This window comes from Breoghania sp., assembly GCF_963674635.1.
In the GTDB taxonomy this organism is placed as follows: domain Bacteria; phylum Pseudomonadota; class Alphaproteobacteria; order Rhizobiales; family Stappiaceae; genus Breoghania.
The window spans coordinates 1873175-1899310 of sequence record NZ_OY771475.1 but is presented as its reverse complement, the minus strand read 5'-3'; the positions used below and the strand labels follow the sequence as shown (position 1 = coordinate 1899310).

The following is a 26136-nucleotide window of genomic DNA, read 5'->3' as shown; positions in this document are numbered from 1 at the left end:
CTCAGCTCAGCCCGGTTCGGTCCAGTCCAGCCCCACCCTGAACGTCATCCTGAGGAGCCTGCGTCAGCAGGCGTCTCGAAGGATGGGCCGCATCCTTCGGACCTGGAGACGTTCTCACCCGAATTGTCGCACTGGCGAGAAAGTCGGGACTTCAGGCCGCGCCCGCCTTGATTGCGAGCGCATGGATCCCATTTTCAAGCTCCGTGCTCAGCGCCTCGTTGATCATGCGATGGATCTGAACGCGCGACTTTCCCGCGAAGGCGGGAGAAACAACCTCGACCCGGAAATGGGTCTCGCCACCTTCCCGCCACCCGGCATGCCCGGCATGCTTGTCGGATTCGTCGATGACGGTGAGGGTGGTTGGGGAAAAGGCCTGTGAGAGCTTTTCCTCGATCGTCGCCTTGAGGGTCATGGTTGATCCGTTGGTAACCGTGTGAGATTAGGGTGTGCAGTTCGCGTCGGTGATCGGACCTTTTGAAAAGGGCCATTCACCCGGCGAGCGCCATGCCCGCGTGAATGTTGTATACTCTCCGGCCGCATGCTCAACAGCCTCATGCGGTCTGCGCGCAGTTTGTGTCACGAGATCCCGTTTGGACACGATGAAACTCGATTCAAAGATCTTTGACCGCATCCGGATCAAGCCGGACAAGGAACGTATGGCAGCGGAGAATACGCCGCCGTGCCAGTGGAACGGGTGCTCGCGTGCGGGAACCCACAAGGCGCCGCGCGGGCGCAATGCCGAAGGTCAGTACCTGCATTTCTGCATCGATCACGTGCGGCTCTACAACAAGAGCTACAACTATTTCGAAGGCATGAATGACAGTCAGGTCCGCGACTTCCAGAAGGACGCGCTGACCGGGCATCGCCCGACCTGGCGCATGGGGGTGGACAAGGATCCCGATGGCCACAAGCCCTTTCGGCGCACGTGGAATGCGGATGCCCAGGACCCTTACGAGGTTTTTGATGGGGAGGCCGCCCCACGCCGGGACGCGCCGCGCAAGCGCAAGCTGAAGCCGCTGGAAAAACGGTCGCTGGAGATGCTCAATCTCGATGAGCGCGCCGACAGCTCCGACATCAAGGCGCGCTACAAGGAACTGGTGAAGCAGCTTCACCCCGACGCCAATGGCGGCGATCGGTCCACCGAGGATCGCCTGCGCCAGATCATTCAGTCCTACAACATCCTGCGTCAGTCCGGTCTGTGCTGAGACGGGATTCGTTTTTTCGCCTCGCATCGCGTTCCGACCGTGGCAGGCATGGGCTGAAATTGAGCGGAATCTATCCATCTGACCTTGCGTAAAAGGCTGTCTCGGCTCAAGTTTTCCTGCTTTGGCAAGAAAAGCTGTTGCCGCGGTGCACACCGGCTCTGGAACTTTGCCAGTGCATGCCCTAACCTCCCCCTCACGCCACCCTCAAATCCGGGTGCGAGCGAGCCTGCCGCCGGGTGAGCCTCGTTCTCTTTCATTGCGGAAAGCCCTGTCCGTCTTCGGTCAGGTCAGCAAGGGAAGGGAAGGTCGGGCCGACCCGGCCTCGTGGCGCTCAAGACCCGTTGCGCGACGACCCGCCTGCGCAGGACGAGAGCCCAACACAGTTGAAATGACCCCAGCCTGCAGAACGGCAGGCATGTGGAGGACCGATGACGGACGAGAAGACGACAGCCGCCGAAATGCCTGACAAGAAGATCTCGGTTCGCGAGGTTTTCGGTATCGACAGCGACCTTGAAGTGCCCGCTTATTCGAAAACCAGCGAGCATGTGCCCGAGGTGGACCCGGACTATTTGTTCGACCGTCCCACGACCCTTTCGATTCTGGCAGGCTTCGCGCGCAATCGTCGCGTCATGGTCACCGGCTATCACGGCACCGGCAAGTCGACCCATATCGAACAGGTCGCCGCGCGGCTGAACTGGCCCTGCGTGCGTGTCAACCTGGACAGCCACATCTCGCGTATCGACCTGATCGGCAAGGACGCCATCGTCGTGCGCGACGGCCAGCAGGTCACCGAATTCCGCGATGGCATCCTGCCCTGGGCCTACCAGAACAATGTCGCGCTGGTTTTCGACGAATATGACGCCGGTCGCCCGGACGTAATGTTCGTGATCCAGCGCGTGCTGGAATCCTCCGGTCGTCTGACGCTGCTCGACCAGTCGCGCGTCATCCGTCCGCACCCGGCCTTCCGCCTCTTCGCCACCGCCAACACGGTGGGCCTCGGCGATACCTCGGGCCTCTATCACGGCACCCAGCAGATCAACCAGGCCCAGATGGACCGCTGGTCGATCGTCGCCACGCTGAACTACCTGCCGCATGACAACGAGGTGAACATCATCCTCGCCAAGGCCAAGCACTACCAGAACGAGGAAGGCCGCAAGATCGTCGACAAGATGGTGCGCATGGCGGACCTGACGCGCAACGCCTTCGTTGGCGGCGATCTGTCCACCGTCATGAGCCCGCGTACCGTCATCACATGGGCGGAAAACGCCGATATTTTCGGCGATGTCGGCTATGCCTTCGTGGTCACCTTCCTCAACAAGTGCGACGAGATGGAGCGCCCCGTCGTGGCGGAGTTCTATCAGCGCTGCTTTGGCGAGGATCTTCCCGATTCCTCCGCCAATATCGTTCTGAGCTGAGGTCGGACGGGGATTGGTGTGATGGCGTCGAATTCCGGTCGCGGCAAGGGTGAAGGTCAGAACGAGCCGTTCAAGCGGGCGGTCTCGGCCACCATGCGTGCGATTTCGGGCGAACCGGAGCTGGAGGTGGTCTTCTCGACAGACCGCGCCTCTCTGGCGGGCCAGAAGGCGCGACTGGCGGAACTGCCGCGCAAGGTGAGCGCGCGCGATATTGCGATCACCCGCGGGCAGGGGGACGCGATGGCGCTTCGCCTTGCCTGCCACGACGCCAAGGTGCACCGCCAGTATGCTCCCGAGGGGCAGGAGGCGCGCGCCGTCTATGAGGCGGTGGAACAGGCGCGCTGCGAGGCGATCGGGTCGCGCCGCATGCCGGGCGTCGCCGCCAATATCTCCACCATGATCGACGAGCGTTATGCGCGCGCGGGCTATCAGGACACGGCCGACAAGTCGGAGGTGCCGCTGGAGGACGCGTTGGCGCTGCTGGTGCGCGAAAAGCTGACGGGCATCGCGCCGCCGCCATCCGCCCTGCCGCTGGTCGATGTGTGGCGCTCGTGGATCGAAGCGCGTGGCTCGGATGCGCTCGACGATCTCGTCGGTCGGATGGACGATCAGAAGGAATTCGCCGCCGGCGTACGCTCGCTGCTGGCCGCTCTCGACCTTGCCGAGGATCTGGGCGAGCAGTCTTCCGAGGAGGACGAGAACGAGCAGCCCGAAGAGGGCGAGGACGACCGTTCCGACACCTCCACCGGCGAAGCGGAGGAGATGGAGGGCGAGGACACCGCCGACGTCCAGGAAAGCGAGATGCCGGGCTCGGAGGAAGAGGCTGGCGAAACGGAAGCGGGCGATACCTACGCCGACGACTTCCGCGATCAGGATGGCGATGCGGATTCCGATGATGCTGGCGAGGCGGAGCGCCCCAACCAGCCGCTCTCCAACCAGCCGCATTCCGATTACAAGGTCTTTACAACCAAGTTCGACGAGGTCGTGCTGGCGGAGGACCTGTGCGAGGCGGAGGAACTCGACCGTCTGCGCTCCTATCTCGACAAGCAGCTCGTCAATCTGCAGGGCGCGGTGGCGCGGCTCGCCAACCGCCTCCAGCGCCGCCTGATGGCGCAGCAGAACCGGTCCTGGGACTTCGATCTGGAAGAGGGCATTCTCGACACGGCCCGCCTGCCGCGTCTTGTCATCGACCCGATGCAGCCGCTGGCCTTCAAGATGGAGAAGGACACGAATTTCCGCGACACCATCGTGACGCTGCTTTTGGACAATTCCGGCTCCATGCGCGGGCGTCCGATCACGGTTGCCGCCGCCTGCGCCGATATTCTGGCGCGTACGCTGGAACGCTGCGGGGTGAAGGTGGAAATCCTCGGCTTCACCACGCGCGCGTGGAAGGGTGGCCAGTCGCGCGAGGCATGGCTTGGCGCGGGCAAGCCCGCAACGCCGGGTCGCCTCAACGACCTTCGCCATATCGTCTACAAGGCGGCGGATGCGCCCTGGCGTCGGGCCAGGCGCAATCTCGGCCTGATGATGCGCGAGGGCCTGTTGAAGGAAAACATCGACGGCGAAGCGCTGGAATGGGCACATACGCGCCTTCTGGCGCGCCCGGAGAACCGCCGCATCATGATGGTGATCTCCGATGGCGCCCCGGTCGATGACAGCACCTTGTCGGTCAATCCGGGCAACTATCTGGAACGCCACCTGCGCCATGTCATCGAGGCCATCGAGACGCGCTCTCCGGTGGAACTTATCGCCATCGGCATCGGCCATGACGTGACCCGCTATTATCGCCGCGCGGTGACCATCGTGGATTCCGAGGAGCTTGCGGGCGCCATGACGGAACAACTGGCGTCGCTCTTTGAGGAAACGCCCACCGGCGCCCATGGCGGCAGGGCGCGCCGCGGCAGGCGCGCATGAGCGGACAGGGCGGGAACAGGATGTCCCGCCCGCGCATCCTCGCGCGCGCAACAATGGCCTTTGCGGGCACCGTTCTGTTTATCGCCGCGAGCAGTTTCAGCGATCAGGCGACGGCGCAGACGCAAGGGGGCGACCAGTCCGGCCCGGCATCGGATCGCAGATCGCTCGCGCCTGGCCATCACGACCTTCAGCTCACCTTCCAGCCGCTTCCCTCCTTTCGGATTGGCGAGCGCGCCCAGACGCGGTTTGGCGTGCTGGAATGGCGCGGCGGCGGGGTTCTCTATTCGCCCAATCCGCATATGGGCGGGATCTCAGCCATAGAGGGACTGGATGCGGGCAGGCGGGTGATCGCCATATCGGATAACGGATTATGGTTCGGTTTCGATCTCAAGATCGATGGGGATGGCATGCTGAGCGGTGTTTCCGACGGCTGGGTCGCTCCCATGCTGGACCAGAACGGCAATGCGATGATCCGCAAGTCGGAAGCCGATTCCGAAGGCCTCGCCCTGCGTCCGCGCGATGATGGCGGCGATGATCTTCTGGTGTCGTTCGAGGGCGCGCCGCGGATCTTCGTCTATCATGACGAGCTTTCGTCAGCCGACCGCAAGACCCTGAAACTGCCCGCCGACGCGCGGCGCTATCTGGGCTGGAACCGGGGGCTTGAATCGCTGGCCTTCGCGAAGGCGGGACCTTTGAAGGGGGCGGCGGTCGCCATCGGCGAACTGGACCGGGAGCGCCATGATCGCCTGCCGGGCTGGATCATTCCGCAGGACGGCGCCCCCCGCATGTTCACCCTTTTGGCCAGCGACAACTACGCCGCCACCGACGCTGCGTTCCTGCCCGATGGCGATCTCCTGTTGCTGGAGCGCCGCTTCAATCTTTCGCAAGGCGTCGGCATGCGCATCCGCCGGTTTGACGCGGGCGCACTTGAGGGCGCTGACGGGCTGCAAGGCAAGGTGCTGATCGATGCCAATCTCGCCTATCAGATCGACAACATGGAAGGGCTGTCGGTCGATGTCGACGATCAGGGGCGTGTCCTGCTGACGGTCGTTTCCGATGACAACCGCTCCATCCTCCAGCGCACCCTGCTGTTGCGATTCGAACTGATGGACGGCGCACGGTAGCGCGTGACCGGCCGCAAAACTCTCCCTGCGTCATATTGTGGTAAGCAGATGTGCTGACGGTATCTTGTCAGCGGCGACAGTGTGCCGCCGGCAAATTCATTCAAATCTGATTCACGCCCAGAAATGAGCAGAAAACCGCCACTTTTGGCAGGCTTTTAAACGGCAGCGCACAAAGCGCGTAAACGTCTTGGTTACCAAGATGCCGGAAAGTCTAGGCAGCATTCAGCCGCGATCGCCGGGCGAGGCCAGTTATCCCGCCCGACGTTTTGTACCGAGTAAACGGGGCCGAAGGGCCGCCAGATATACCAGTCTGGATCCATATGATTTCGAGTGAGAAGCCGTCCGGCACTTCCTGTCCGCGCGAAGACAGGCAAGGCACGCGATCCCGCGCGTCACGCTCCGGGCTCATCATGACATGTATCGCCGTTATCGGCGTCGCTCTCGCACTGGTTTTCTCCGGTGCCGCGATGACGTTCGTCTCGGCAACCAAAGACACCGTCGCCGGAACGCAGGCGCAAGCCTTCGCCACTGCGTCATCCGATGCGGCAGGCCGGGCGTCCGCGCCTGTTGACCCGTCTGAACTGGCGCGCCGCGAGCGCATCAAGCGCATCAAGGCGATGCGAGCGGAAGTGACCCCGCCTGAGCCTTCCGAGCAGGGCTTCACCGATCTCGACGCGCGTCTGCGCACACAGGTCGCGCTGGCGAACGCCATGGACGGCAATGCCCCGGCTCAGGAGATCGCGCTTGCCACGGAGCTTGCAAAGCGGGTTCTGGCACGCAGGCTTTCCGCCCCGCGCACCCACCCTGTCGGCGTTCCCGCCGAACCCTCTGTGGCCCTCGCCGCCGTGACATCGGCGGACGGCTCTGACGACGCCAGCCCGGACAATGCGGTGGAAACGGAGACCGGCTCGCCGGATGATGCGCTCACGGTGGCTGATCTGTTGCCGGAAGTGGCCCCGTTGCCGACCCCGCGGCCTGACCTGCCCGTGCGTGTGGCGTCGGTCGCTCCCGCCCGCGCTTCAGCGCGCACGACTTCGCAGCCCGCAATCGCGCCCCCGACTTCGTCGAGCCCCCAAGCGGTGCTGGCCTATGCGCGAGCCACCGACGATCTGGATGACGAGCGGACCGGCTTTGGCGGCCTGAAGAAGATCTTCCGCAACAATCCCTCCGCCGTCCTGAGCCGCCACAGCGATGTGGCGATCTACGATATTCGCAACTCGGTCGTTTACATGCCCGACGGCACGAAGCTGGAAGCGCATTCCGGCAAGGGGCATATGAAGGACAACCCGAAATTCGTGAACCGTCGCGGCAGAGGCCCGACGCCGCCCAATGTCTACAATCTGCGCATGCGTGAAGCGCGTTTTCACGGGGTGGAGGCAATCCGCATGCTGCCGGTGGACCAAAGCCTGCAACATGGTCGCGACGGCTTCCTGACCCATACGCCGCTTCTGCGCGGCACGAACGGTTCCAGTGGTTGTGTGGCCTTCAAGCACTACGACCGCTTCCTCAAGGCCTTCAAGGCAGGCAAGGTCAAACGCATGATCGTCGTGCCGGACATGTCGGATCTGCCGACCTACGTGGCGATGCTCTAGGCGATCCCGGTTCGCCGAGAAAAGAAAAGGCCGCAGCCCGGTTGAGGCTGCGGCCTTTTTTGTTCGCATCATGCGCCTGTGTCAGGCTTTGCCGGGGATCAGGCCTTGCCCGCAACCTTCAGTGCGAAGGCCCAGTTGAAGGCGACTTCCTTCAGCCGGTCGAAGCGGCCCGATGCGCCGCCGTGCCCCGCATCCATGTTGGTTTTGAGAAGCAGAAGATTGTCGTCATGCTTCAACTCGCGAAGCTTGGCGACCCACTTGGCGGGTTCCCAGTAGGTCACGCGCGGGTCGGTCAGGCCGCCTACGGCGAGGATGGCGGGGTAGTGCTGCGCGATGACATTGTCGATCGGCGAATAGCCCGCGATCGTGCGATAGGCTGCCTCGTCGGTGATCGGGTTTCCCCATTCCGGCCATTCCGGCGGAGTGAGCGGCAGCGTGTCGTCCAGCATCGTGGTGAGCACGTCCACGAAGGGCACTTCCGCGATGATCCCGGAGAAGAGATCCGGCGCCCGGTTGGCGACGACGCCCATGAGCATCCCGCCTGCTGACCCACCCTGGGCGATGATCTTGCCGCGCGTCGTGAAGCCTTCACGTGCCAGATGTTCGCCGGCCGCGATGAAATCGGTGAAGGTGTTGAGCTTGTGCTCGCGCCGACCCTTGGCATACCAGGCAAAGCCCTTGTCCTTGCCGCCGCGAATATGCGCCACCGCATAGACAAAGCCGCGCTCCACCAGCGAAAGGGCATTGGTGGAAAAGCTCGCCGGAATGGAAATGCCATAGGACCCGTAGCCGTAGAGCAGGCACGGTGCGGACCCGTCAAGCGGCGTGGACTTGGCATAAAGAAGCGTCACCGGCACACGCTCGCCGTCCGGGGCGGGCGCCATGATGCGGCGGGTGACATAAGCGTCCGGATCGTGGCCGGAGGGGACTTCCTGTTCCTTGCGCAGGGTCCGCTCGCGCGTCCCCATGTCATAATCGAAAATCCGCGTCGGCGTCGTCATCGAGGAATAGGAGAAACGCAGGGTGTGGGTGTCGAACTCGTAGCCGTCGCCCGCCCCCAGCGAATAGGCTTCCTCCGCAAAGGCGATCTCGTGTTCCAGATTGTCGGCAATGCGGCGGATCACGATGCGCGGCAGCGAGTTCTCGCGCTCAAGCCGCACCATGTAATCCTCGTAAAGCGTCAGCGACAGGATCAGCCGCCCCGGCTTGTGCGCAACCAGATCCTCCCAGTTCTCGCGGCCCGGCGCATCGACGGGGGCGGTGACGATCTTGAAGTCTTCCGCCCCGCCCGCATTGGTGAGCAGATAGAAAAGCGCGCCGCGGTGCTCCACGGAATATTCCTGCGCGGTTTCGCGCGGTGCGATCAGCACAGGCGCCGACGTCGGGGCATCCGCATCGATCAGCCGGACTTCCGAGGTCTCGTGATCGTGGATGTCGATGGCGATGTACTTGCCCGACTGGGTCTTGCCCACGGAGACGAAGAAGCCCGGATCCTTCTCCTCATAGATGCAGACATCGCTCTCATGCGGCTCGCCGACCACGTGGCGGAAGACCTTGCAGGGGCGGTGATTGTCATCGAGCCAGACATAGAAGAGCGTACGCCCGTCATTGGCCCACACAGATCCGCCGCTTGTCTGCGGGATTTCGTCGGCGAGATCCTCGCCTGTCTCCGCATCGCGCACATGCAGCGTGAAGAACTCCGAGCCTGCCTCGTCGCAAGTCCAGGCGATCAGCTTGTGATCGGGGGAATGATCAACGCCGGCCAGGCGGAAATAGGCCTTTCCCTCGGCCATTGCATTGGCGTCGATGAGAACGGTCTCCGGACCGCCATCACGCGGCGTGCGCACGACTTTCGGGTGCTGCGCGCCTTCCTCAAAGCGGGTCGCATAGGCATAGGGGCCATCGGGCGAGGGCACGGAGGAATCGTCCTGCTTGATCCGGCCCTTCAGCTCTTCGAACAGCGTGTTCTGCAACGCCTTGGTATCGGCCATGGCGGCATCGGTATGCGCGTTCTCCGCCTCCAGATAGGCGCGGATTTCGGGATCGAGCACGCTCGGATCGCGCATCACCTCCTGCCAGTTGTCGGCTCGCAGCCATGCGTAGTCGTCGGTTTTGGTGATGCCGTGGTGAACGGCGGTGGCGGTGCGCTTCATCGCGCGGGGGGGCGTGGTTGTGCTCATGTCGTGTCAGGTAATCCTGCGACCCTGAGATGACAAGGGGCAATGGTCGTCCGGGCAAGGCCGGGCAGCGACACCGGCGCAGGCGCGCGCAATCGTCCCTCACACCAGCGATGCGTGCTGCGCAAGACCGGAAATCTACAGCTTCCGCGCGACCGGCTGCAGGCTAATCCCGCATTGCTTGCAATTTTACACAAGCCGTTCATGCGCCTTTAGAAGTCGCAGGCGCATACCGGATACTTCGGATGATCAAGATCCGTCCGGTTCGGGAAAGAAGGTCAGCCTCTGGTGCACGGGTCAATTACAGGGAATTTGAGACGCAGCTTTGCGATCGCGAGCGCTGCGGTGGTCGTGCCGCTCTTGATTCTGTTTCTGTGCAACGCCTTGTGGGGGTTCCTGCCGATCAGTCGGGAGGTCGCCAAGATTCCCTACTACGTCCTTGCCACGAACACGATGCGCGATCTGGAAGTTTCGGTGTTGCACGCCGCGCTGCAGGTGCGAACGCATATGCACCAAGCGGATGAGCCGGATCTGGTTCAAGGTGCCAATGTGAAAGCCGCCGAAACACGGGTTCGCAGCCTGAAGCTGGCTCTCGCGGATGTGCAAGCGAACTTCGACAGGCTGCCCGATGTGCTCGGTGAGTGGCCGACCTTGCGCGAAAAGGTGCGCCACATCAAGGAGCGCTGGGACGTCGTACGGCTTCAGGCTTCGTCGCTCGTGCATGTCGCGCCCGATGGCGTCGCGTCCGTTCCCGCTCCCTTGCGCCTTGCCACAATCGACTTCGACCCCGCGGCCCTGACATCTGCCAGCAGGCTGGCGCGCAGTTTCGATAGCAACGTCGCCTTGCTGACCGAAGAAATCGAGGCGATCACCGACGCCCTTTCCGGGGATGTCGGGACACGTCTCGTGCAGGGCCAGGTCACAAACAGCCGGATCTTCGTGTTGACCTTCACGCTCGGCCTGACTGCGATCATCTTCATCATGTTGGTGAACCTGCGTCTGGCGCGCTACGTGGTCGATCCGGTGAACGGCATCGTGGAAGCGATCACCCGCTTTCGACGCGGTGATTATTCCGCGCGCACGTCGATTTCACGCAACGACGAGATCGGCGCGCTTGCCGACGCTTTCAACGAGATGGCGGCGAACATCGAGCGCACCCATGCCGATCTTTCGCAACTCACCGAGCGCGATCCGTTGACGGGCATGCTCAATCGCCGCGGGTTCGATCCGCGCCTTGCGCAACACCTGCGCAAGCTGGAGGCCGCAGGCCAAGAGATGGCCGTCATCATGGTCGACGTCGATCATTTCAAGACGATCAACGACACCTACGGCCATGCGGTGGGCGATCAGGTGTTGGTGGCGCTGGCCGATACCATCCACAATTGCCTGCGCGCGGGCGATTTTTCCGCCCGCCTCGGAGGCGAGGAATTCGTGATCTGTCTGCCGGGCCAGGGCGACAGCATCGGGATGAGTGTGGCCGAACGCCTGCGCGAGGCTGTGGCGCGCATGGCCCTTTTCGACAATGAGGGCAGTGCGTTTTCCGTCACGATCAGCGCAGGCGTGGCAACCTTCCCGGCCTGCGGACGGTCGCAAGGAGAAATCCTCGCGCGTGGCGACGAGGCGCTCTATGCCGCCAAGAGCTATGGCCGCAATCGTGTGGAGCTTGCGAAGCCGGATCTCACATGGCGCAAGAGCGCCTGAGCCTCAACGCGTCAGGCCACCTTCTTTGGCCCCGATCCCTTCCGCAACAGCCGTAATCGCCGCGCGCGCTGCCCTTTCAAGATCTGCCACATCCGGCCCGCCTGGCGTATCCGCGTTGGGCAGATGGATGAAGGACGCGGGAAACCCCGCGATGAGACTGCGCCACAAGGTGGCGTTGCACAAATAATCCCCCGCATCGTCGGAACGGCGCGCGGCCACACCGGATGCCCGGATCGCGGCGATCAGCCGGGCGGACGAGAGTGTCGAGGGGCGGGCAGCGGGGCCGTTCCTGTCCAGCATCGGGTCAAGACGATGCTGGCCGGAAGCGTCGGGCCGGTCGATGCTCGCGCGGTTGCGGGCCCGAGCCTCCACGCAAATCATCCGCCGCTTGCTGGCCACACCGAAATGCAGGACGGCGGCCGGTGCGTGGCGTTCACAAAGCTCCGGCAGCGTTTCCTCCAGCATCGTCCACGTGACCGGCAACACCGCGAAGGCGCTGCGCATGCCTTCGGGCAGTTGGGGCGGCGTCTCCGCAAGCCGTCGGATCACCGCCTCACTGGGATTGGCGCTGACGCCGGGAAAGGAGCCGAAGCCGGTGACGAGCAGTGTCCGTGCCATGGTTCAGATCCCCATTGCTTCCGCGATCCGACCCACGGCGGCGGAAACGGCGACGTCTCCCTTGCGCACGGCCTGTTCAAGCTCCGGCAACATGGCGGCCACGGTCGGATTGGTTTTCATGGCCTCCATCAACCGTGTCTCCAGCATCGCCCATAGCCACGAGACCTGTTGACGCGCGCGCGTGTCTTCGAACTCGCCGCTTTGCTCGGTTCGCTTGCGGTGTGTCTCGATCTGGCTCCACAACGTGTCGAGGCCTTCATTGGAAAGCCCGGAGATCGTGACGACCGGCGGTGACCAGACAGAGGAACGCGGGGCAAGGATATGAAGTGCGGCGCGATACTCGCTGGCGGCGGCCTTTGCGCGTTCGACCCCTTCGCCGTCGGCCTTGTTGACAGCGATCATGTCGGCGATTTCCAAAACCCCCTTCTTGATGCCCTGCAACTCGTCTCCGGCCCCCGGCAACATCAGCACGAGGAAAAAATCGACCATCTGGGCGACCGTCGTCTCCGATTGCCCGATACCGACCGTCTCCACGAGGATGACGTCAAACCCTGCGGCCTCGCACAACAGCATGGTCTCGCGCGTGCGCGCCGCCACACCGCCCAGTGTGCCCGAGGACGGCGAGGGACGGATGAAGGCGTTGCGATCGACGGCAAGGCGCGCCATGCGTGTCTTGTCCCCGAGTATGGAGCCGCCTGTGACTGTGGACGAGGGATCAACGGCCAGAACGGCGACCTTGTGCCCGGCGCCTGTCAGGTTGGAGCCGAGCGTGTCGATGGTGGTCGATTTTCCGACGCCGGGAACGCCGGTTATGCCGACGCGATGGGCCTTGCCGGTGAAAGGCAGGATTTCCTGCAGGAGGGCCTCCGCCTGACGGCGATGGGCGAGCTTCTTCGATTCCACGAGCGTGATCGCGCGCGCCAGCTTGGCGCGGCTGCCGGATATGATGCCATCGGCGAGATCCCGCACGAGAGCGTCGTGAGATTCTTTCTTCATGCTTCCTGCGTAGCGCAAACACGCGATTCCGTCACCTGCCCCGCGAAGGTCGGTGCAGGGTCGTCATGGTCTTGGCGCTTCTCTACTGGAGATGATTGAGGTATCTCAATGTCATTGGCACGCGACAACTCCAATGTTACGCAAGGGGTGGTGCCGGGGGGCATAGAAAGATAAGGCAGGTTGGTACCATGAGAACGCACAGAGTGATGCTTCTGTCCGGGCTCGCGGCAATAGTGTTTGCCGGAGCAGTTCAGGCCCAGCCTTGCGGCTGGGGAATGGGATATGGCCCTGGCTACGGACAGGGTTGGGGCATGGGGCCGGGAAATGGTCAGGGAATGGCCTCCGGCAGACAGCAAGATGCCGATGACGCCGGAGAGGTGAAACAGGGGCAGGTTCAGGCTCAGGCTCAGGGGCAGGGCCAGGGCATAATGCCCGGATATGGCTACTGGAGCATGATGCCCGGCTACGGCTACGGTCCGTACTGGGGTATGGGCCCGAACATGGGGCCCGCCATGGGGCCGAACGCCGGAATGGGACGTGGAATGCGCCCCGGCATGGGACAGGGCCCCGGCATGATGGCCCGCTTCACGGTTATCGACGAGAACAATGACGGCGTGATCTCCGCAGACGAAGCGGCGGCCAATGCCGAGAACGTCTTCGCTGCGATGGATGCCGATGACGATGGCTTCATCACCAAGGAAGAGTTCATGGCGGTGCGGATGGGGCCGCAGCGCGGCTTCAATCAGGCGCGCCAGAATGCCCGTCAGACAGCCAAGGCCGATCGCTTCGCGGCCATGGACACGGAGGGAACCGGCAAGGTTTCCAAGGAGACATTCCTGTCCAACGCCCGCGCCCGTTTTGAGGCTGCGGACAAGGACGGGGACGGCAAGGTGTCGCCCTGGGACTTCCGCGCCATGCACTGGCGCAACTGGAAGCGCTGAGCCCGGCAGTCAATATGCTGACACGGAACGGGGTGAGGGAGCTCGATCTTGCGGGAGCCCCCTCGCCGGTGCGGTGTTCTCGCCGTAAATCACGATCAGGGTGAAGTGGACATCACCCGGACAGCCGATCCTTCGAGGCTCGTCTGCGGCTCATTCGACTTGTCGGCCAGGCATCTCCCCTTTGGGGATGCGTGGTAGAGAAAGGAATGAACGGCCGACAGACAAGCTCTCGGAGGGTCGGTTTTCTTTTGGGGCAGGGGCGTTATTGCGCGGGCGGTGTCCACACGATCCGCTGGATGCGGGCGCTGGCAAGTTGCTCGCGCGGCGGCAGGGCATCGAAGGGCCCGTCATACTGTGTCACCGCATAGACGAGCTTCACGTTCGGCGCGCCGCGCGAAGGGCAGATCGCCATGTCACGCCACAGATTACGGCCCACGCGACAATCGGAAACCGACGTTCCCACCTGGTCGAAGCGCATGCCGAGCCGTTCCCCGTTGGGGCCGGTGACATTGGCGGAAACGGCATGGATCGCGCCGATCTTGCCACCGCTTCCCTTCAGCACCTGCAACACCTGAAACCCGTCATGGAAGACGCCGGTCGTCCACAGCGTACGGTCTTCTTCCGCCATCTGGATGGGTTGCGTGGTGAAGCCGGGCAGGGCGGCCTCGATCGCCTTTGTCGAATAACGCGTCTGGCCATCAAGCGGGCCGACGCTGGTGGCCGTCATGGTCACGAGCGTGCGCTGTGTGAGGGCCGTGTCGGGGACCGTGTCACCCATGGAGGACATGTCGGCGCAGCCGGCAAGAAGGCTGCTTGCCATGAAGAGGCCGGCGAGCGCCGCGAAACGGGGGGAAAGGATGCGATACGTCATGCGCAGTGCTTCTACACGTGAATGGACGCGGCGCAAACGACCGATAGCCGGGCCAGGCGCCGCGCATATGTCTCGGTTGGGGAAAAACGCCGGTCTGGATTGGCATGCGGACCGGCGCGGATTTCTGAGGTGTCGGAGACTATCCGCACCGGGAGCAACCTATCGCGGCAAGGTGGCGGCATGGAGGCCAACAATCGAAGCGCGCGAATGGGTCGCAGCCTGCCGGCTCACCTTGGCGGCAGGCTGACCCTCTGTCCTGCGCGCATGTCAGCTGCCGCGCTTGAGTGACCCGAGTATGCCGCGCGCAAGCGCCCTTCCAAGGGAGGAGGAAAGGGACCGCACGACCGACTTCACCGCCGCTTCGGTCACCGTCTGGCGTTGCGAGCGACGCTTCGTGGTGGTGCGTCGCGAACTGGTGCGTGGGCGATCATCGCGCCCGAATTCCGGCACGGTGAAGCCGGTGCGGGTGCGCCGCCGCTGCTTGCCTTTTTCCCGCTCCGCGTCTTCGCGCTCGCGCTCCCGTTCCTCCTGGATCGACTTTTCTAGCGCCTTGCTTTGCAGGATCTCGTAGGCCGACTCCCGGTCTCTGGTCCGGTCATAAAGGCCGAAGATCGGGCTGGCCTGAATGGTCTGGCGCAATTCGGCCTGGGTCAGCGGGCCAAGCCGGGAAGAGGGCGGGCGGATCAGGGTGCGCTCCACCACGGACGGCACGCCCTTGCCGCCCAGTGTGGACACCAGCGCCTCGCCGATGCCGAGCTCGCTGATGACGTCTTCGGTTTCGAATTCCGGATTGGGCCGGAAGGTCTCCGCCGCCGTTCTCACCGCCTTGCGCTCGCGCGGCGTATAGGCGCGCAGCGCATGCTGGACCCGGTTGCCGAGCTGCGAAAGAACGCTTTCCGGCACGTCGTCCGGGTTCTGGGTAACGAAAAAGACCCCGACGCCCTTTGAGCGGATGAGCCGGACGATCTGTTCCACCTTTTCGATCAAGACCTTTGGTGCTTCATCGAACAGAAGGTGCGCCTCGTCGAAAAAGAAGACCAGCCGCGGCTTGTCCGGATCTCCGACTTCCGGCAGTTCCTCGAAAAGCTCCGACAGGAGCCACAGCAGGAAGGTGGCATAGAGCCGGGGCGAGGCCATCAGCCGGGCCGCCGACAGCACATTGATCACGCCACGCCCGTCGCGGGTCGTGCGCATCAGGTCGCGGATATCGAGGGCCGGTTCGCCGAAAAACGCCTCTCCCCCCTCGCGCTCCAGAACCAGAAGCTGGCGCTGGATCGCGCCGACGGAGGCCTTGGAGACATTGCCGTAGACAAGCGAGAGTTCCTTCGCGCGCGAACCGATCTCGGTCAGGATCGCGCGCAGGTCCTTCATGTCGAGAAGCAGCAGACCTTCATCATCGGCAAGCTCGAAGGCGATGTTGAGCACGCCTTCCTGCGTGGGATTGAGGTTCATCAGCCGCGACAGAAGCAGCGGGCCCATCTCGGTGATGGTGGTGCGGATGCTGTGCCCGTTCTCGCCGAAGAGATCCCAGAAGACGGTCGGGAAGTCGCAATAGTCGAATTCGGAGAACCCGATTTTCTCTGCCCGTTCGCCGATGAAGTCCTTCACCTCGCCTCTGGCCGCGATGCCGGACAGGTCGCCCTTGATATCGGCGCAAAAGACCGGCACGCCCGCGTCGGAAAACCCTTCCGCGAGGATTTGCAGGGAGACCGTCTTTCCCGTGCCGGTCGCGCCCGCAATCAGGCCGTGACGGTTGGCGCGTTTCAGGTCGATATACTGAGGGCGCGGCTCTTGCGTGTCGGGTGAAAAGGATGAGCCGAGGTAGATCATGCCGTCTCGATGCACTCTGCGGGTCTCCTGCTGTCCTGTGCGGCAAGCCGACCCTCGCACCGTCCCACCTTTCACTAAGGTTCGGGTCGGAGCGGGCGGCCTCGCCAGAATCATCCGATCATTATCGTTAGCATGGTTGCACGCCGGAATCCGTCGCCCGCTTTCCGCAGCGGCGCAATTGGGGGCGATTGACGCCATTTTGCAGCAAACGGTACGTCAACCGGGGGCGTGGCGCCGTGCTCCGGGGCAAGTTGACCCTATGGCAGTTGCAGTCGGTGCTAGGCTCATGTCACATGGTTTTGCGGATGTGGGCGATCCTCATCCCGGCAACCATTTCAAACGGGAAGGTTCGGAGGAGCCAATGGACGTACTAATCAACCGCATCTGCGCCAAGGCCGGCATCAGCGAAGATACGGCGAAGGAAGCGGTCGGCATCATTCTGCGTTTTCTGCACAAGGACGGGCCCACCGACAAGGTGGAGCAGGTGATCGATGCGATCCCCGGCGCGCGCGATCTGCTGGATAATGGCGGCGAAAAGTCGGGCGGATTTCTGGGTAGCCTCGCCAGCATGACCGGCATGGGCGCCATGGGTGCGCTCAACGAACTGACCAATGCCGGTCTTTCCATGGGCGAGGTCCAGACCGTGACCCGTGAGGTCGTCGACTACGCCAAGGAAGTGGCGGGCGAGGATCTGGTGGAAGACATCATCAGTTCCATTCCGGGCCTGTCGCAGGTGGTCTGATCCATCTGCGGCGGACGGGGCGAGCAGGAGGCGAGCGATGCTGGCGGTCATTTTCGAGGTGACGCCCCATGAAGAGGGGCGTGCGCGCTATTTCGAGCTGGCCGCCGCATTGAAGGCGGAGCTTGAGACGGTGGACGGCTTCATTTCGGTGGAGCGTTTCGAAAGCCTGATGACACCCGGCAAGTTTCTTTCCCTGTCGTTCTGGCGCGATGAGGAGGCGCTGGCGCGTTGGCGTCAGAGCGTCCGGCATCGTGCGGCCCAGTTTCAGGGGCGTTCCGCCCTGTTTTCCGATTACCGGTTGCGGGTGGCCTCGGTCATCCGCGACTACGGGCTGCACGAGCGCGAAGAGGCCCCGGACGACCTACGCTCTGCCCATTCCTGAGCGGCCTTGTCCACACGGCCTTGTGAAGGGCGGGTGACGCAAGGGTAGGGGTGCGTTAATCGCCCTCCGTCGATAGTTGCGGCGATGTGACGACACAAGCGGCATGGGCCGCATGGATCGAACATGGTCGCTCCGCTCAGTGCCTCCTTGACCGCGCCTGTGACCGGGACTGCCTCGCAAGGCGCGGACCCGCAGGAAGCTGCGCGCATCAAGGCGGAAATTCTCTCAACGCGAAACGAACTGCAATGCGCCACCTGTGAGGGCGACAAGGCGACGCTCAAGGAGCAGATCTCCACGCTGGAAACCCGTTTGCGACAGGTGGAGACGACGTCCCGCGTCGCGCCTGTGCAAGCCGCAGGCGAAAGCACCAATACGGCGCGGTCCGGTGAGAAGGGCGGGGCATCCGGCGTTTCGCCAGGGGGGAGCGGGGAAGGGCCATCTGTCGTCATCGATCCGCAAACGGCAGAACGGGCCAGACAGGCGGGGCGGGATGGCGACGGTGGCGTCGCATCGCTTGTGACAGGTGCATCCGCGCAAGAGGGCGCGGGCGTGGACAGCGCCGCCTATGGCGGGAACGCGCGCCGCGAAAACCCCGGTGCGGGCGCAATTGCCCCCGGCAGCCTGCTCGATATCTCGATCTAGAACGTCTCAGGATTTGACGGAACCGCGTGAGAGAATACCGCTGCCCCTGGCAGAGGGGCGAACAGGGCCTTTTCCTCAAGAGGTGAAACGATCTGGCGGGGGGCTGCGCTCCGCTCAGGCTGCCTGTTTCTTGCGAAGGAGCTTCTTCACCTCATCGCTCAACGCCGCGATTTCGCTTGCCGCCTTGCTGGAGGGGGCGGTCTCGGTCACCGTCAGCCCGTCCCCCATGGAGGAGGCAAAGGCCACCCGATTGCCGAGCCGCGTGCTGGCCGTCATCGGGGAGAGCTTCGCCAGAGCGTCCACCATTTCCTCCGTCAGGGCCGCGCGTGGGGGCACCCGGTTGAGAACGATGATCGCGGGCACCTTTTCCGCTGCCGCCATGTCCAGCGTCTGGGCGCTCGCCCACACATCGACCGGTGAGGGCTGGACCGGAATGGCCACCAGATCGGCAACCTCGATGGCCGGTCTGGCCTCGCGGTCGGATTTTGGCGGCGTATCGACGATCACATAATCAAAGTCGCGCGCCATGGAGCGGGCTTCGCGCCGCGCGCCCCAACCGCTGGCGGTGCGAAACAACAAGCCCGTCTTGTCCTCGCCGAGCGTCGCCTCGCGTGCTTCCAGCCATTCCCCCAGGCTCCCTTGCGGGTCCACATCGAGGACGGCGACGTTGATGCCGCGCCCGGTGGCGAGGGCCACAGCCAGATGCGCCGTGAGTGTGGTCTTGCCGGAACCGCCCTTTTGTTGGGCAATCGTGATGATCCTGCCTGCCATGATGGTTGTCTCTCCTGTCGGAGCGGCGGAGCCGGTCCCCATACATCCCGGCTTCGCGCCCGGTCGAAAATTGCATTTAACGCAAGGTTACGAAAGGGGCACACACCTTGCGTACGACGAAAGTCGAAATGAACAAGCTTCAAGGCAATAAACCGCGCTGGAGCGCAGCAAGGAGCATGCCAGACATTTGGCCTCTGGCCGTCGGTTGGGGGGGCGTGCGGGCGGAAAGATGATCCGCTCAACCAGCCATGCGCTCGGCCAGTTGTTCTGAGTGCAGGCGGTATCCGTCCACGACCTTGTTGCCGCGTATCAGCAACACGGCCATGTTCGCCTTCTCCCGCGGGCCGCGATGAAGGGCGCGAAGCTCGTCCAGCTTGATTGGGCCGTTCGCGGTCACGATCTGGAAGCCTCCGTTTTCGCGCCGGTCCGGGGCATCTTTTCGAGGCTGCGATGCCGGGTCAACGTTCGGGCGGCGCCGATCCGGTCCGCAATAGCCCGACGGCGAGCGAATATAGACCCGCGTCGTCGTGCTGAGCCGACAGAAAACCTCGCTCAGGTGTCTGCGCTGGAGCGGTTTGGGCAGGACCGTGTCGAACCCGGCCTTGAGCGCCTGTTGCATGAGCGCGGGAGACCCCGACGCGCTGAGCAGGACAAGCGGCGTACACCTGTTTTCCAAGGTGACGTCGGCGCGCACTTCCTTGGCGAATGTGGCCGCCCCGGCCCTGGCGAGGGCCGCATCGACGAGAACGGCGTCGACGGAGTTTCTCCGAAGCCAGTGATGCGCCGCTTCCACATCATCAATCGTTGTAATGCCGGTTGTTCCGATCCCGGGCAGCATTTGCTCCAGCAACTGCGTGAAGCTGCCAACGGGTGCAACAATGAGAACGCTTTGGATGGAATGGTCGTTCGTCGCCATGACAATAGCTCCCCCCAGTAATAACGCGTAGCGTAATGTGAGCAAGTTAAAGACTGGTGAGGGACGACGCTGCCGATGTCCTTGTCGGCGATTGTGCTTTGAAAGCAAACACGCGTGCCCTACAACGGGCGCGAATGGTGGTATTGATCACGCAACAGCCGGACGCTGCGAAAGCGCGGCCTCCGGGACGGATCACTGGATTGGGGAGCGAGCATGTCGAGCCAAGCGCACGAAACCGCAGATCATCCGCAGGTTGCCGGGGCCACGCGCGCCGCACGCCTTCGCCGCGGGCTCACGCGCCGCTGGCCGGTTCTGGCCGCAGGCGCGGTGTTGCTTGGTCTGGCGGGCTGCTATGGCGCCTCCACCTTTTACGACCATCGCACCGGCTGGGTTTTCGATCCGAGCGGCACCGAATATGACTGCGCCGTCGTGGCAAGCAGCCACGCACCCGGCAGCTATTGGCGCGGGCTTGCGGGCGGGCGCATTTTCCTCGGGCCGCACGAGACGCGCAACATCGCCCGCGAAGCCTGCTTCCCCAGCAGGGGGGAATGCCGCTACTGGCTGGAGCAGATGCGCGCCGCCATGACCATCGTCTCCTCCGCCGAGTGCACGCGCCGCTAAGGCGTCAGCGCACCAGGTCCGCAACAACTGGGCTTTTGAAGATCAGCCCAGCGCGGCCAGCCCTGTCAGATCTGGCAGAACCGCGTTCGGCGGCAGGTCGTGATATTCATCCGGCAGGTTGGTGCGGTTGATCCAAACGGTGCGGAACCCGAAATTCGTCGCGCCCGCAATATCCCAGCGATTGGACGACTGGAACGACACCGTTTCCGGATAGATGCGGAAATGGTTCGTCACCATCTCGTAGACGCGCTCGTCGGTCTTGTAGGCGCGCAAGGGATCGACGGAGAAAACCTCGTCCAGAACCCCGTCGAGACCGGCAGCCGAAACCGCGCCCGCCAGCATTTCCGGCGTCCCGTTGGACAGGATGGCGAGCTTCGCGCCGCTGTCGCGCAGTTGCTTGAGCACCTCCGGCACTTCGCCGTAACAATCAAGCCGGTGATAGGCCTCCAGAAGCGCGGCGCGCATGGAGGTGTCGGCCGTGGGCACCGCGGCAAGCGCGTAGTCGAGCGCCTGTTCCGTCAGCTCCCAGAAATCCCGGTAGCGCCCCATCATGGTGCGGGTCCAGGAATATTCAAGCTGCTTGGCGCGCCAGATCATCGACACCAGATTGGCGTCGGGGCCGACCGCCTCCTCATGCTTGCGCACCGCCGCATGCACGTCGAAAAGCGTGCCATAGGCATCGAAGACATAAGCGGAATGAGACATGGTTCGGCTCCTTGCGGCGCTCCATTGGAAGCAGGCCCCGCAGAAGAACGTCTGCCGCCGGTCCCGTCAAGGCGTCCCTTTGCAGGTTTCGTGTGTCACGGCAGGCAGATACGCCCGTCCTGATCCAGCGTGACGCCCGGATTGTAGGCGATCTCCAGAAGGTGAGGGCTGCCCGGAATGCGCACATAAGAGGAATACCCGCCCCAAAACACCCTGTGCGGGGATTTCAGCGGTTGCGCGCCCGCAGCGACAGCCTCTTCGAAAACGCTGTCCACCTCCGCTTCGCTGCGCCCGTTCCACGCGATCGTGACGGCCTGAAAATCGGCGTCATCGGCCCCCTCCGGCAGGTCCAGTCCGGCATCCGCGGCCAGATCCGCCCGTCCAAACAGCGCAAGCGCCATGGAGCCGCACTGGTAGAAGGCGATTTTCTCGCTCTCGAACGCCGCGCGGTGCCACCCCAGGCCCGCTTCAAAGAAGGCCCGTGCCGTGGCAAGGTCATCGACGCCAAGAGTGATCAGGGAAATTCGCTGTTCCATCGTTGCGCGCTCCGGCTGGGGAAAAGTTCCGCCACTGTAAAAAATGAAGCGGAACAAAACAAGAAACCTGCTTGTTGGAGGGAGAAAACTTTCTGTTCTAACCTATATTGCCCGAAGACCTTGATCCTCACGCGTCAAGGGCGTTTGATCGGGGCCGTCTCGCTGGTTCTGAGACGAATAATATGGAAGCAAGGATATACTCATGACGGAATGGTCAGAGACCTGGACGTGGGTCGACGGCGCGTGGCACGACGGAAATCCCCTGATTGCGGGGCCGAGCACGCATGCAATGTGGATGAGTTCGAGCGTGTTTGACGGGGCAAGGGCGTTCGAAGGCGTATTTCCGGATCTTGACCTGCACATGGCGCGCGCCAATGCCTCCGCGCAGACCATGGGCATGAAGGCGACCATGGCCGTGGGGGAGATGATGGAACTTGCGCGCGAAGGCGCGTCCAAGTTCGAGCCGGGCGTCGCGGTCTACATCAAGCCGATGTATTGGGCGGAAAAGGGCGGTCTGGGCGTCATCGCGCCGGATCCGGAAAGCACCCGCTTCTGCATGAACTTATTTGCGGCGCCGATGCCTGCGGCGGATGACAGCTTTTCCGTGACGCTCTCGCCCTACCGTCGTCCCACGCCGGAAACCGCGATGGTGGATGCCAAGGCCGGTTGCCTCTATCCCAACAACGCGCGCGCCTATGTGGAAGCCCATGACCGTGGCTTCGACAATGCGCTTGTGCGCGACATGATGGGTAATGTGGCGGAGCTGGCAACCGCCAACATCTTCATGGCCAAGGACGGCGTGGTCTACACCCCGTATCCCAATGGCACCTTCCTCAATGGCATCACCCGTCAGCGCATCATCAAGCTGCTGCGCGGCGCGGGCTATGAAGTCCGTGAGGGCAACCTGCGGATCGAGGATTTCCTGGAAGCCGACGAGATCTTCTCCACCGGCAACTTCTCAAAGGTGATGCCGGCCAACCGCATCGAGGATCGCGAACTGGAGCATGGCCCGATCGCCAAGCGCGCCCGCGAACTCTACTGGGAATTCGCCCACGCCTGAGGCGGGGCAGCCCGTTTTTTCGAAATCAAAAAAGGCGCAAGGCACCGAGGTGTCTTGTGCCTTTTTCGTGTCCGCAAGGCATGGGTTGCGGCTCAGACCGCTTCCGTTTCCACATCGGAAAACGGAAGGATGGCGAGGCCGGACGCCACGACCAGCGCGGTGGCCGCGGCAAGCGAGGGCAGGGTGAAGCTGCCCGTGACGTCGTGGACGAGACCCGCGATGGTCGGGCCGACCATCTGTCCCAGCCCGAAGGACGCTGTCATCAGCGCGACGGAGGCCTGCGGGTCGCCGCGTGTCAGAAGCCGCGCCTGCATCAGCCCCACCGCGGTGATCGCGATGAAGGTGCCCCCCACCATCATGCCGCCCACAACAACGACAAAGCCGCTGTCTGACACCACCGTCAGCGCGACGCCGCAGGCTTCCACAAGGCAGGCAAGCGCATAGGTGCGGGCATTGCCGATCCTGCGCGCCGCGGCCACCCAAAGCGCGACAGAGGGAATGGCGGCGAACCCGAGGGCTGCCCAGATCTCCGTCTCATAGGGGCTGAGGGTGGGAGACATCCGCGCCATGGTGGAGATGAAGGTGGTGGTGATGACATATCCGAAGCCGAAAAGGCCGTAACTCACATAAAGCGCCACCAGCTGGCGGCTCGGGCGGGCGCTGGCCGTGGGGCGGCTCCGGCGGGGCTCTGGCGCGGGATCCACCAGCACCGCGCACACGGCCAGCAACACCACAGTCACGAGCCCGCCCGCATACCAGAAGGTTCGCCAGTCGGCCCCAGCCGCCGCAAGGCCCGCCACGAGAAGGGCGGAGCCCGCCATGCCGAAGCCCACGCCCGAAAAATAGAGCGCCACCAGCTCCGGACGTCCGGCAGCGTTGATCCGGTCCATCACCAGCGCGGAACCGAAGACCAGCACATAGGCGCTGGAAAGACCGCTGATGAAACGGATGATCATGAAGATCGCGACATTGCCGAACAGCCCCATGGCGGCGGTGGTGATGGCGGAAACGGCGATGGCCGACAGGAAGATCGTGCGCCGGTCGCCCGGCAACAGCGCGTTGAGCCGTCCGGAGGCGGCGGCCAGCGCGCCGATCATGTAGGCGAGGAAATTCGCGGAGGCGATGAGCCCGCCTTCACCCGGCGTCAGTCCCGCATCCTCCACCATGAAGGGAAGGATGGGGGTGAACATGAAACGCGCGATGCCCATGGAGGCGACCAGCGAACAAAGCCCGCCGATGGCAACGGGAAAGACTGTGGGGGAAGGGGATGCAACCTGCGACATTCTGTCAGGTTAGCATGTTCGCTACCTGCGCCAAGTGCTCATTCGAACCTAACGGCAGTTTGGCGCGCGCGCCAAGGGAGCGGCGCGGATCTCAGCCGGTTCATTCCCTTTTAGGAGGTGGTGTGCTTCGATCCGGACCCTGGGCGGCTACGGGCGGCCGGACAGCGGGTCGCAAGAGGGGCAAGCACCATGATGGAGAGGTTCAACAGGGCGGTTGCACTTGGCGGCGCATGCTGGCGTGTGCTCATGCTCGACAAGGAGATGCTGCTCTTTCCCATCCTGTCGGTGCTGGCGCTGGGCGGCGTGTTGGGCCTGGTCTTCACCCCCGCCTACATGTACGGCACGCTGCAGCAATTCGCTGAGACGCTTCAGGAAAGCGGCGATCCCTACTCCAATCCCAGTTTCGTGGCCTTGATGTTCCTGCTCTATTTCCTGGGCTATTTCGTCGTCACCTTCTTCAATGCGGGGCTGCTCACCTGCGCGATGATCCGCATGTCGGGCGAGGACCCCACGGTGATGGACGGCCTGCGCGCCGCCGCGCGCATGCTGCCGCAGATCTTCGCCTGGGCGTTGTTCGCCGCCAGCGTCGGCATGATCCTGAATTTCATCTCCAGCCGATCGAAGGGGCTCGGCCGGATTTTCGCAGGGCTCATGGGGGCGGCATGGTCGGTAGCTGTCTATTTCGCGGTGCCTGCCCTCGTGGTGGAAGGCGTGGGGCCGGTTCGCGCCGTGCGCCAGTCCGTGGGCATGATCCGCAAGACATGGGGCGAGGCGCTGGTCGCCAATGCGGGGCTCACAATCCTGCATCTGGCTGCCGTCTATCTCACCATCCCCTTCGTGTTCTTTCTGGTGAAGGACTGGGAGCAGGACCCCGTGCGCTCCATGGTGATCGCGGCTTTGCTGGTGGTCTGGATCGCGTTTACGGGGCTCATCGTTTCCACATTGAACGCCATCCTGAAAGCCGCGCTCTACATCTATGCCTATGAGGGCCGGGTGCCGGAAAACTTCGACAGCCACATCATGCGCAACGCCTTCTCCGAGGATTAAGCGCATCGTCTGCAGCCGCGCGCTCGCCCTCAAAGGCGAAAGGACCGGCGTTTTTTCCCAAATGTCGGAACCGGGCGGCGGGCCCGTGCATTGATAAAATGACAATAGGCGATGCGGATGCCATTGCCGGGGGCGGGGCATCTACCTATGTTGCCTTTCAACGACAATGCGCATTGCCGCATCAGCCGACCCATTCACATCGAGATGCAATCCCGGAACACGTTTTCGCGAAGAAAAGTCGGCAAGGCCGCAACGGCATCACAGCAGCCTGGAAAGGGCTGAGAACCGACAAGGCGACCTGCCAACGTTTACCCCAAAGGAGGACCCAAATGGCGTTCGAACTTCCCGAACTTCCCTATGCCTACGACGCGCTCGCCCCTTACATGTCGGCGGAGACGCTGGAGTATCACCACGACAAGCACCATCAGGCTTATGTGACCAACGGCAACAACCTGCTGAAGGACAGCGGCCTTGAGGGCAAGGCGCTTGAAGATGTGATCAAGGAAAGCTTCGGCAAGAATGCGGGCCTCTTCAACAACGCGGCCCAGCATTACAACCACATCCATTTCTGGAAGTGGATGAAGCCGAATGGCGGCGGCAAGTCCATTCCGGGCGCGCTGGCCACCAAGATCGACAGCGATCTGGGCGGCTATGACAAGTTCAAGGCCGATTTCTGCGCTGCCGGTGCCGGGCAGTTCGGGTCCGGCTGGGCCTGGCTGGTGCTCAACGGCGACGGCAAGCTTGAAATCACCAAGACGCCGAACGGCGAAAATCCGCTGGTTCACGGCGCGACGCCGCTTCTCGGTGTCGATGTGTGGGAGCACTCCTATTACATCGATTACCGCAACGCGCGTCCGAAGTACCTGGAAGCTTTCGTCGATAACCTGATCAACTGGGACTATGTCGAAGAGCTTTTCGAAGCCGCGAAATAAGCGGTCTTCACTGCGGAAATTCGAGAAGGGCAGGCCTTGCAAGGGGCCTGCCCTTTTTCTTTGAAATCGCACTTCTGTCCAGCCTCAGGCAAAGTCCACGCGCGAGAATGGGGCT

Annotated in this window: 25 protein-coding genes; 14 read left to right on the top strand and 11 right to left on the bottom strand. The window is 63.3% G+C overall.

Going from position 1 to position 26136, the window contains the following annotated elements:
• Positions 1-151: 151 nt before the first annotated feature.
• Complete coding sequence (locus ABGM93_RS08410) at positions 152-412, bottom strand: BolA family protein (protein WP_319772031.1); 261 nt, start codon at positions 410-412, stop codon at positions 152-154.
• A gap of 187 nt (positions 413-599) precedes the next feature.
• Between ABGM93_RS08410 and ABGM93_RS08405 the strand changes: the two genes are divergently transcribed.
• From ABGM93_RS08405 to ABGM93_RS08385, 5 genes are all read left to right on the top strand, one after another.
• Complete coding sequence (locus ABGM93_RS08405) at positions 600-1205, top strand: J domain-containing protein (RefSeq protein ID WP_321505262.1); 606 nt, start codon at positions 600-602, stop codon at positions 1203-1205.
• 428 nt (positions 1206-1633) lie between these two features.
• Positions 1634-2620 (top strand): cobaltochelatase subunit CobS, encoded by a 987-nt coding sequence (gene cobS, locus ABGM93_RS08400; protein ID WP_321505260.1) that lies wholly within the window; start codon positions 1634-1636, stop codon positions 2618-2620.
• A gap of 21 nt (positions 2621-2641) precedes the next feature.
• Entirely contained in the window at positions 2642-4534 is a 1893-nt protein-coding gene (gene cobT, locus ABGM93_RS08395) for a cobaltochelatase subunit CobT (protein ID WP_321505258.1), read from the top strand.
• 20 nt (positions 4535-4554) lie between these two features.
• Positions 4555-5658 (top strand): esterase-like activity of phytase family protein, encoded by a 1104-nt coding sequence (locus ABGM93_RS08390; protein WP_321505256.1) that lies wholly within the window; start codon positions 4555-4557, stop codon positions 5656-5658.
• A 410-nt stretch (positions 5659-6068) separates the two neighbouring features.
• A complete protein-coding gene (locus ABGM93_RS08385; RefSeq protein WP_321505254.1) occupies positions 6069-7250 on the top strand; it encodes a tlde1 domain-containing protein in 1182 nt (393 codons plus the stop codon).
• 98 nt (positions 7251-7348) lie between these two features.
• Here ABGM93_RS08385 and ABGM93_RS08380 read toward each other — a convergent pair whose 3' ends face one another.
• A complete protein-coding gene (locus ABGM93_RS08380; RefSeq protein WP_321505252.1) occupies positions 7349-9430 on the bottom strand; it encodes a S9 family peptidase in 2082 nt (693 codons plus the stop codon).
• Between the two features lie 348 nt (positions 9431-9778).
• On the opposite strand from ABGM93_RS08380, the gene ABGM93_RS08375 reads away from it, so the two are divergent.
• The gene (locus tag ABGM93_RS08375; RefSeq protein WP_321505250.1) at positions 9779-11128 is read left to right on the top strand and encodes a diguanylate cyclase; all 1350 of its coding nucleotides are present in this window, start codon (positions 9779-9781) and stop codon (positions 11126-11128) included.
• Between the two features lie 3 nt (positions 11129-11131).
• Here ABGM93_RS08375 and ABGM93_RS08370 read toward each other — a convergent pair whose 3' ends face one another.
• Together ABGM93_RS08370 and meaB are read right to left on the bottom strand one after the other, a co-directional pair.
• Positions 11132-11746 carry a peptidase C15 gene (locus ABGM93_RS08370; protein ID WP_321505248.1) on the bottom strand — a complete coding sequence of 205 codons (615 nt, stop codon included), beginning with the start codon at positions 11744-11746 and terminating at the stop codon, positions 11132-11134.
• 3 nt (positions 11747-11749) lie between these two features.
• A complete protein-coding gene (gene meaB / locus ABGM93_RS08365) occupies positions 11750-12742 on the bottom strand; it encodes a methylmalonyl Co-A mutase-associated GTPase MeaB (RefSeq protein WP_321505246.1) in 993 nt (330 codons plus the stop codon).
• Between the two features lie 335 nt (positions 12743-13077).
• Here meaB and ABGM93_RS08360 point away from each other — a divergent pair, with 335 nt between their 5' ends.
• Positions 13078-13683 carry an EF-hand domain-containing protein gene (locus ABGM93_RS08360; protein WP_321505244.1) on the top strand — a complete coding sequence of 202 codons (606 nt, stop codon included), beginning with the start codon at positions 13078-13080 and terminating at the stop codon, positions 13681-13683.
• 262 nt (positions 13684-13945) lie between these two features.
• Here the strand turns inward: ABGM93_RS08360 and ABGM93_RS08355 are convergent, their stop codons facing one another.
• Together ABGM93_RS08355 and ABGM93_RS08350 are read right to left on the bottom strand one after the other, a co-directional pair.
• On the bottom strand, positions 13946-14554 hold the full coding sequence (locus tag ABGM93_RS08355) for a DUF1131 family protein (protein WP_321505242.1): 609 nt from the start codon (positions 14552-14554) through the stop codon (positions 13946-13948).
• 267 nt (positions 14555-14821) lie between these two features.
• The gene (locus ABGM93_RS08350; RefSeq protein ID WP_321505240.1) at positions 14822-16384 is read right to left on the bottom strand and encodes a DUF853 domain-containing protein; all 1563 of its coding nucleotides are present in this window, start codon (positions 16382-16384) and stop codon (positions 14822-14824) included.
• Positions 16385-16745: 361 nt separating this feature from the next.
• On the opposite strand from ABGM93_RS08350, the gene ABGM93_RS08345 reads away from it, so the two are divergent.
• The 3 genes from ABGM93_RS08345 (at position 16746) to ABGM93_RS08335 (ending at position 18150) form a co-directional block, all read left to right on the top strand.
• On the top strand, positions 16746-17126 hold the full coding sequence (locus tag ABGM93_RS08345; RefSeq protein WP_319772019.1) for a DUF2267 domain-containing protein: 381 nt from the start codon (positions 16746-16748) through the stop codon (positions 17124-17126).
• A 37-nt stretch (positions 17127-17163) separates the two neighbouring features.
• Positions 17164-17508 carry an antibiotic biosynthesis monooxygenase gene (locus tag ABGM93_RS08340; protein ID WP_321505237.1) on the top strand — a complete coding sequence of 115 codons (345 nt, stop codon included), beginning with the start codon at positions 17164-17166 and terminating at the stop codon, positions 17506-17508.
• Positions 17509-17631: 123 nt separating this feature from the next.
• Positions 17632-18150, top strand: coding sequence for a hypothetical protein (locus ABGM93_RS08335; protein ID WP_321505235.1), 519 nt, complete (start codon positions 17632-17634; stop codon positions 18148-18150).
• A gap of 114 nt (positions 18151-18264) precedes the next feature.
• Here ABGM93_RS08335 and parA read toward each other — a convergent pair whose 3' ends face one another.
• Both parA and ABGM93_RS08325 read right to left on the bottom strand, forming a co-directional pair.
• Positions 18265-18921, bottom strand: coding sequence for a ParA family partition ATPase (gene parA, locus ABGM93_RS08330; RefSeq protein WP_321505233.1), 657 nt, complete (start codon positions 18919-18921; stop codon positions 18265-18267).
• A 238-nt stretch (positions 18922-19159) separates the two neighbouring features.
• The gene (locus ABGM93_RS08325; RefSeq protein ID WP_321505231.1) at positions 19160-19837 is read right to left on the bottom strand and encodes a response regulator; all 678 of its coding nucleotides are present in this window, start codon (positions 19835-19837) and stop codon (positions 19160-19162) included.
• A gap of 213 nt (positions 19838-20050) precedes the next feature.
• On the opposite strand from ABGM93_RS08325, the gene ABGM93_RS08320 reads away from it, so the two are divergent.
• Complete coding sequence (locus tag ABGM93_RS08320) at positions 20051-20458, top strand: hypothetical protein (RefSeq protein ID WP_321505229.1); 408 nt, start codon at positions 20051-20053, stop codon at positions 20456-20458.
• 42 nt (positions 20459-20500) lie between these two features.
• Here the strand turns inward: ABGM93_RS08320 and ABGM93_RS08315 are convergent, their stop codons facing one another.
• Positions 20501-21163 (bottom strand): haloacid dehalogenase type II, encoded by a 663-nt coding sequence (locus ABGM93_RS08315; RefSeq protein ID WP_319772013.1) that lies wholly within the window; start codon positions 21161-21163, stop codon positions 20501-20503.
• A gap of 95 nt (positions 21164-21258) precedes the next feature.
• The gene (locus ABGM93_RS08310; RefSeq protein WP_321505227.1) at positions 21259-21699 is read right to left on the bottom strand and encodes a VOC family protein; all 441 of its coding nucleotides are present in this window, start codon (positions 21697-21699) and stop codon (positions 21259-21261) included.
• A 202-nt stretch (positions 21700-21901) separates the two neighbouring features.
• On the opposite strand from ABGM93_RS08310, the gene ABGM93_RS08305 reads away from it, so the two are divergent.
• Complete coding sequence (locus ABGM93_RS08305) at positions 21902-22759, top strand: branched-chain amino acid aminotransferase (protein WP_321335789.1); 858 nt, start codon at positions 21902-21904, stop codon at positions 22757-22759.
• A 92-nt stretch (positions 22760-22851) separates the two neighbouring features.
• On the opposite strand, the gene ABGM93_RS08300 is transcribed toward ABGM93_RS08305, so the two are convergent.
• A complete protein-coding gene (locus tag ABGM93_RS08300; protein ID WP_321505224.1) occupies positions 22852-24042 on the bottom strand; it encodes a YbfB/YjiJ family MFS transporter in 1191 nt (396 codons plus the stop codon).
• A gap of 189 nt (positions 24043-24231) precedes the next feature.
• Here ABGM93_RS08300 and ABGM93_RS08295 point away from each other — a divergent pair, with 189 nt between their 5' ends.
• Together ABGM93_RS08295 and ABGM93_RS08290 are read left to right on the top strand one after the other, a co-directional pair.
• Complete coding sequence (locus ABGM93_RS08295) at positions 24232-25089, top strand: DUF6159 family protein (RefSeq protein WP_321505222.1); 858 nt, start codon at positions 24232-24234, stop codon at positions 25087-25089.
• Between the two features lie 329 nt (positions 25090-25418).
• Positions 25419-26021 (top strand): superoxide dismutase, encoded by a 603-nt coding sequence (locus ABGM93_RS08290; protein WP_319772008.1) that lies wholly within the window; start codon positions 25419-25421, stop codon positions 26019-26021.
• Positions 26022-26136 lie beyond the last annotated feature (115 nt).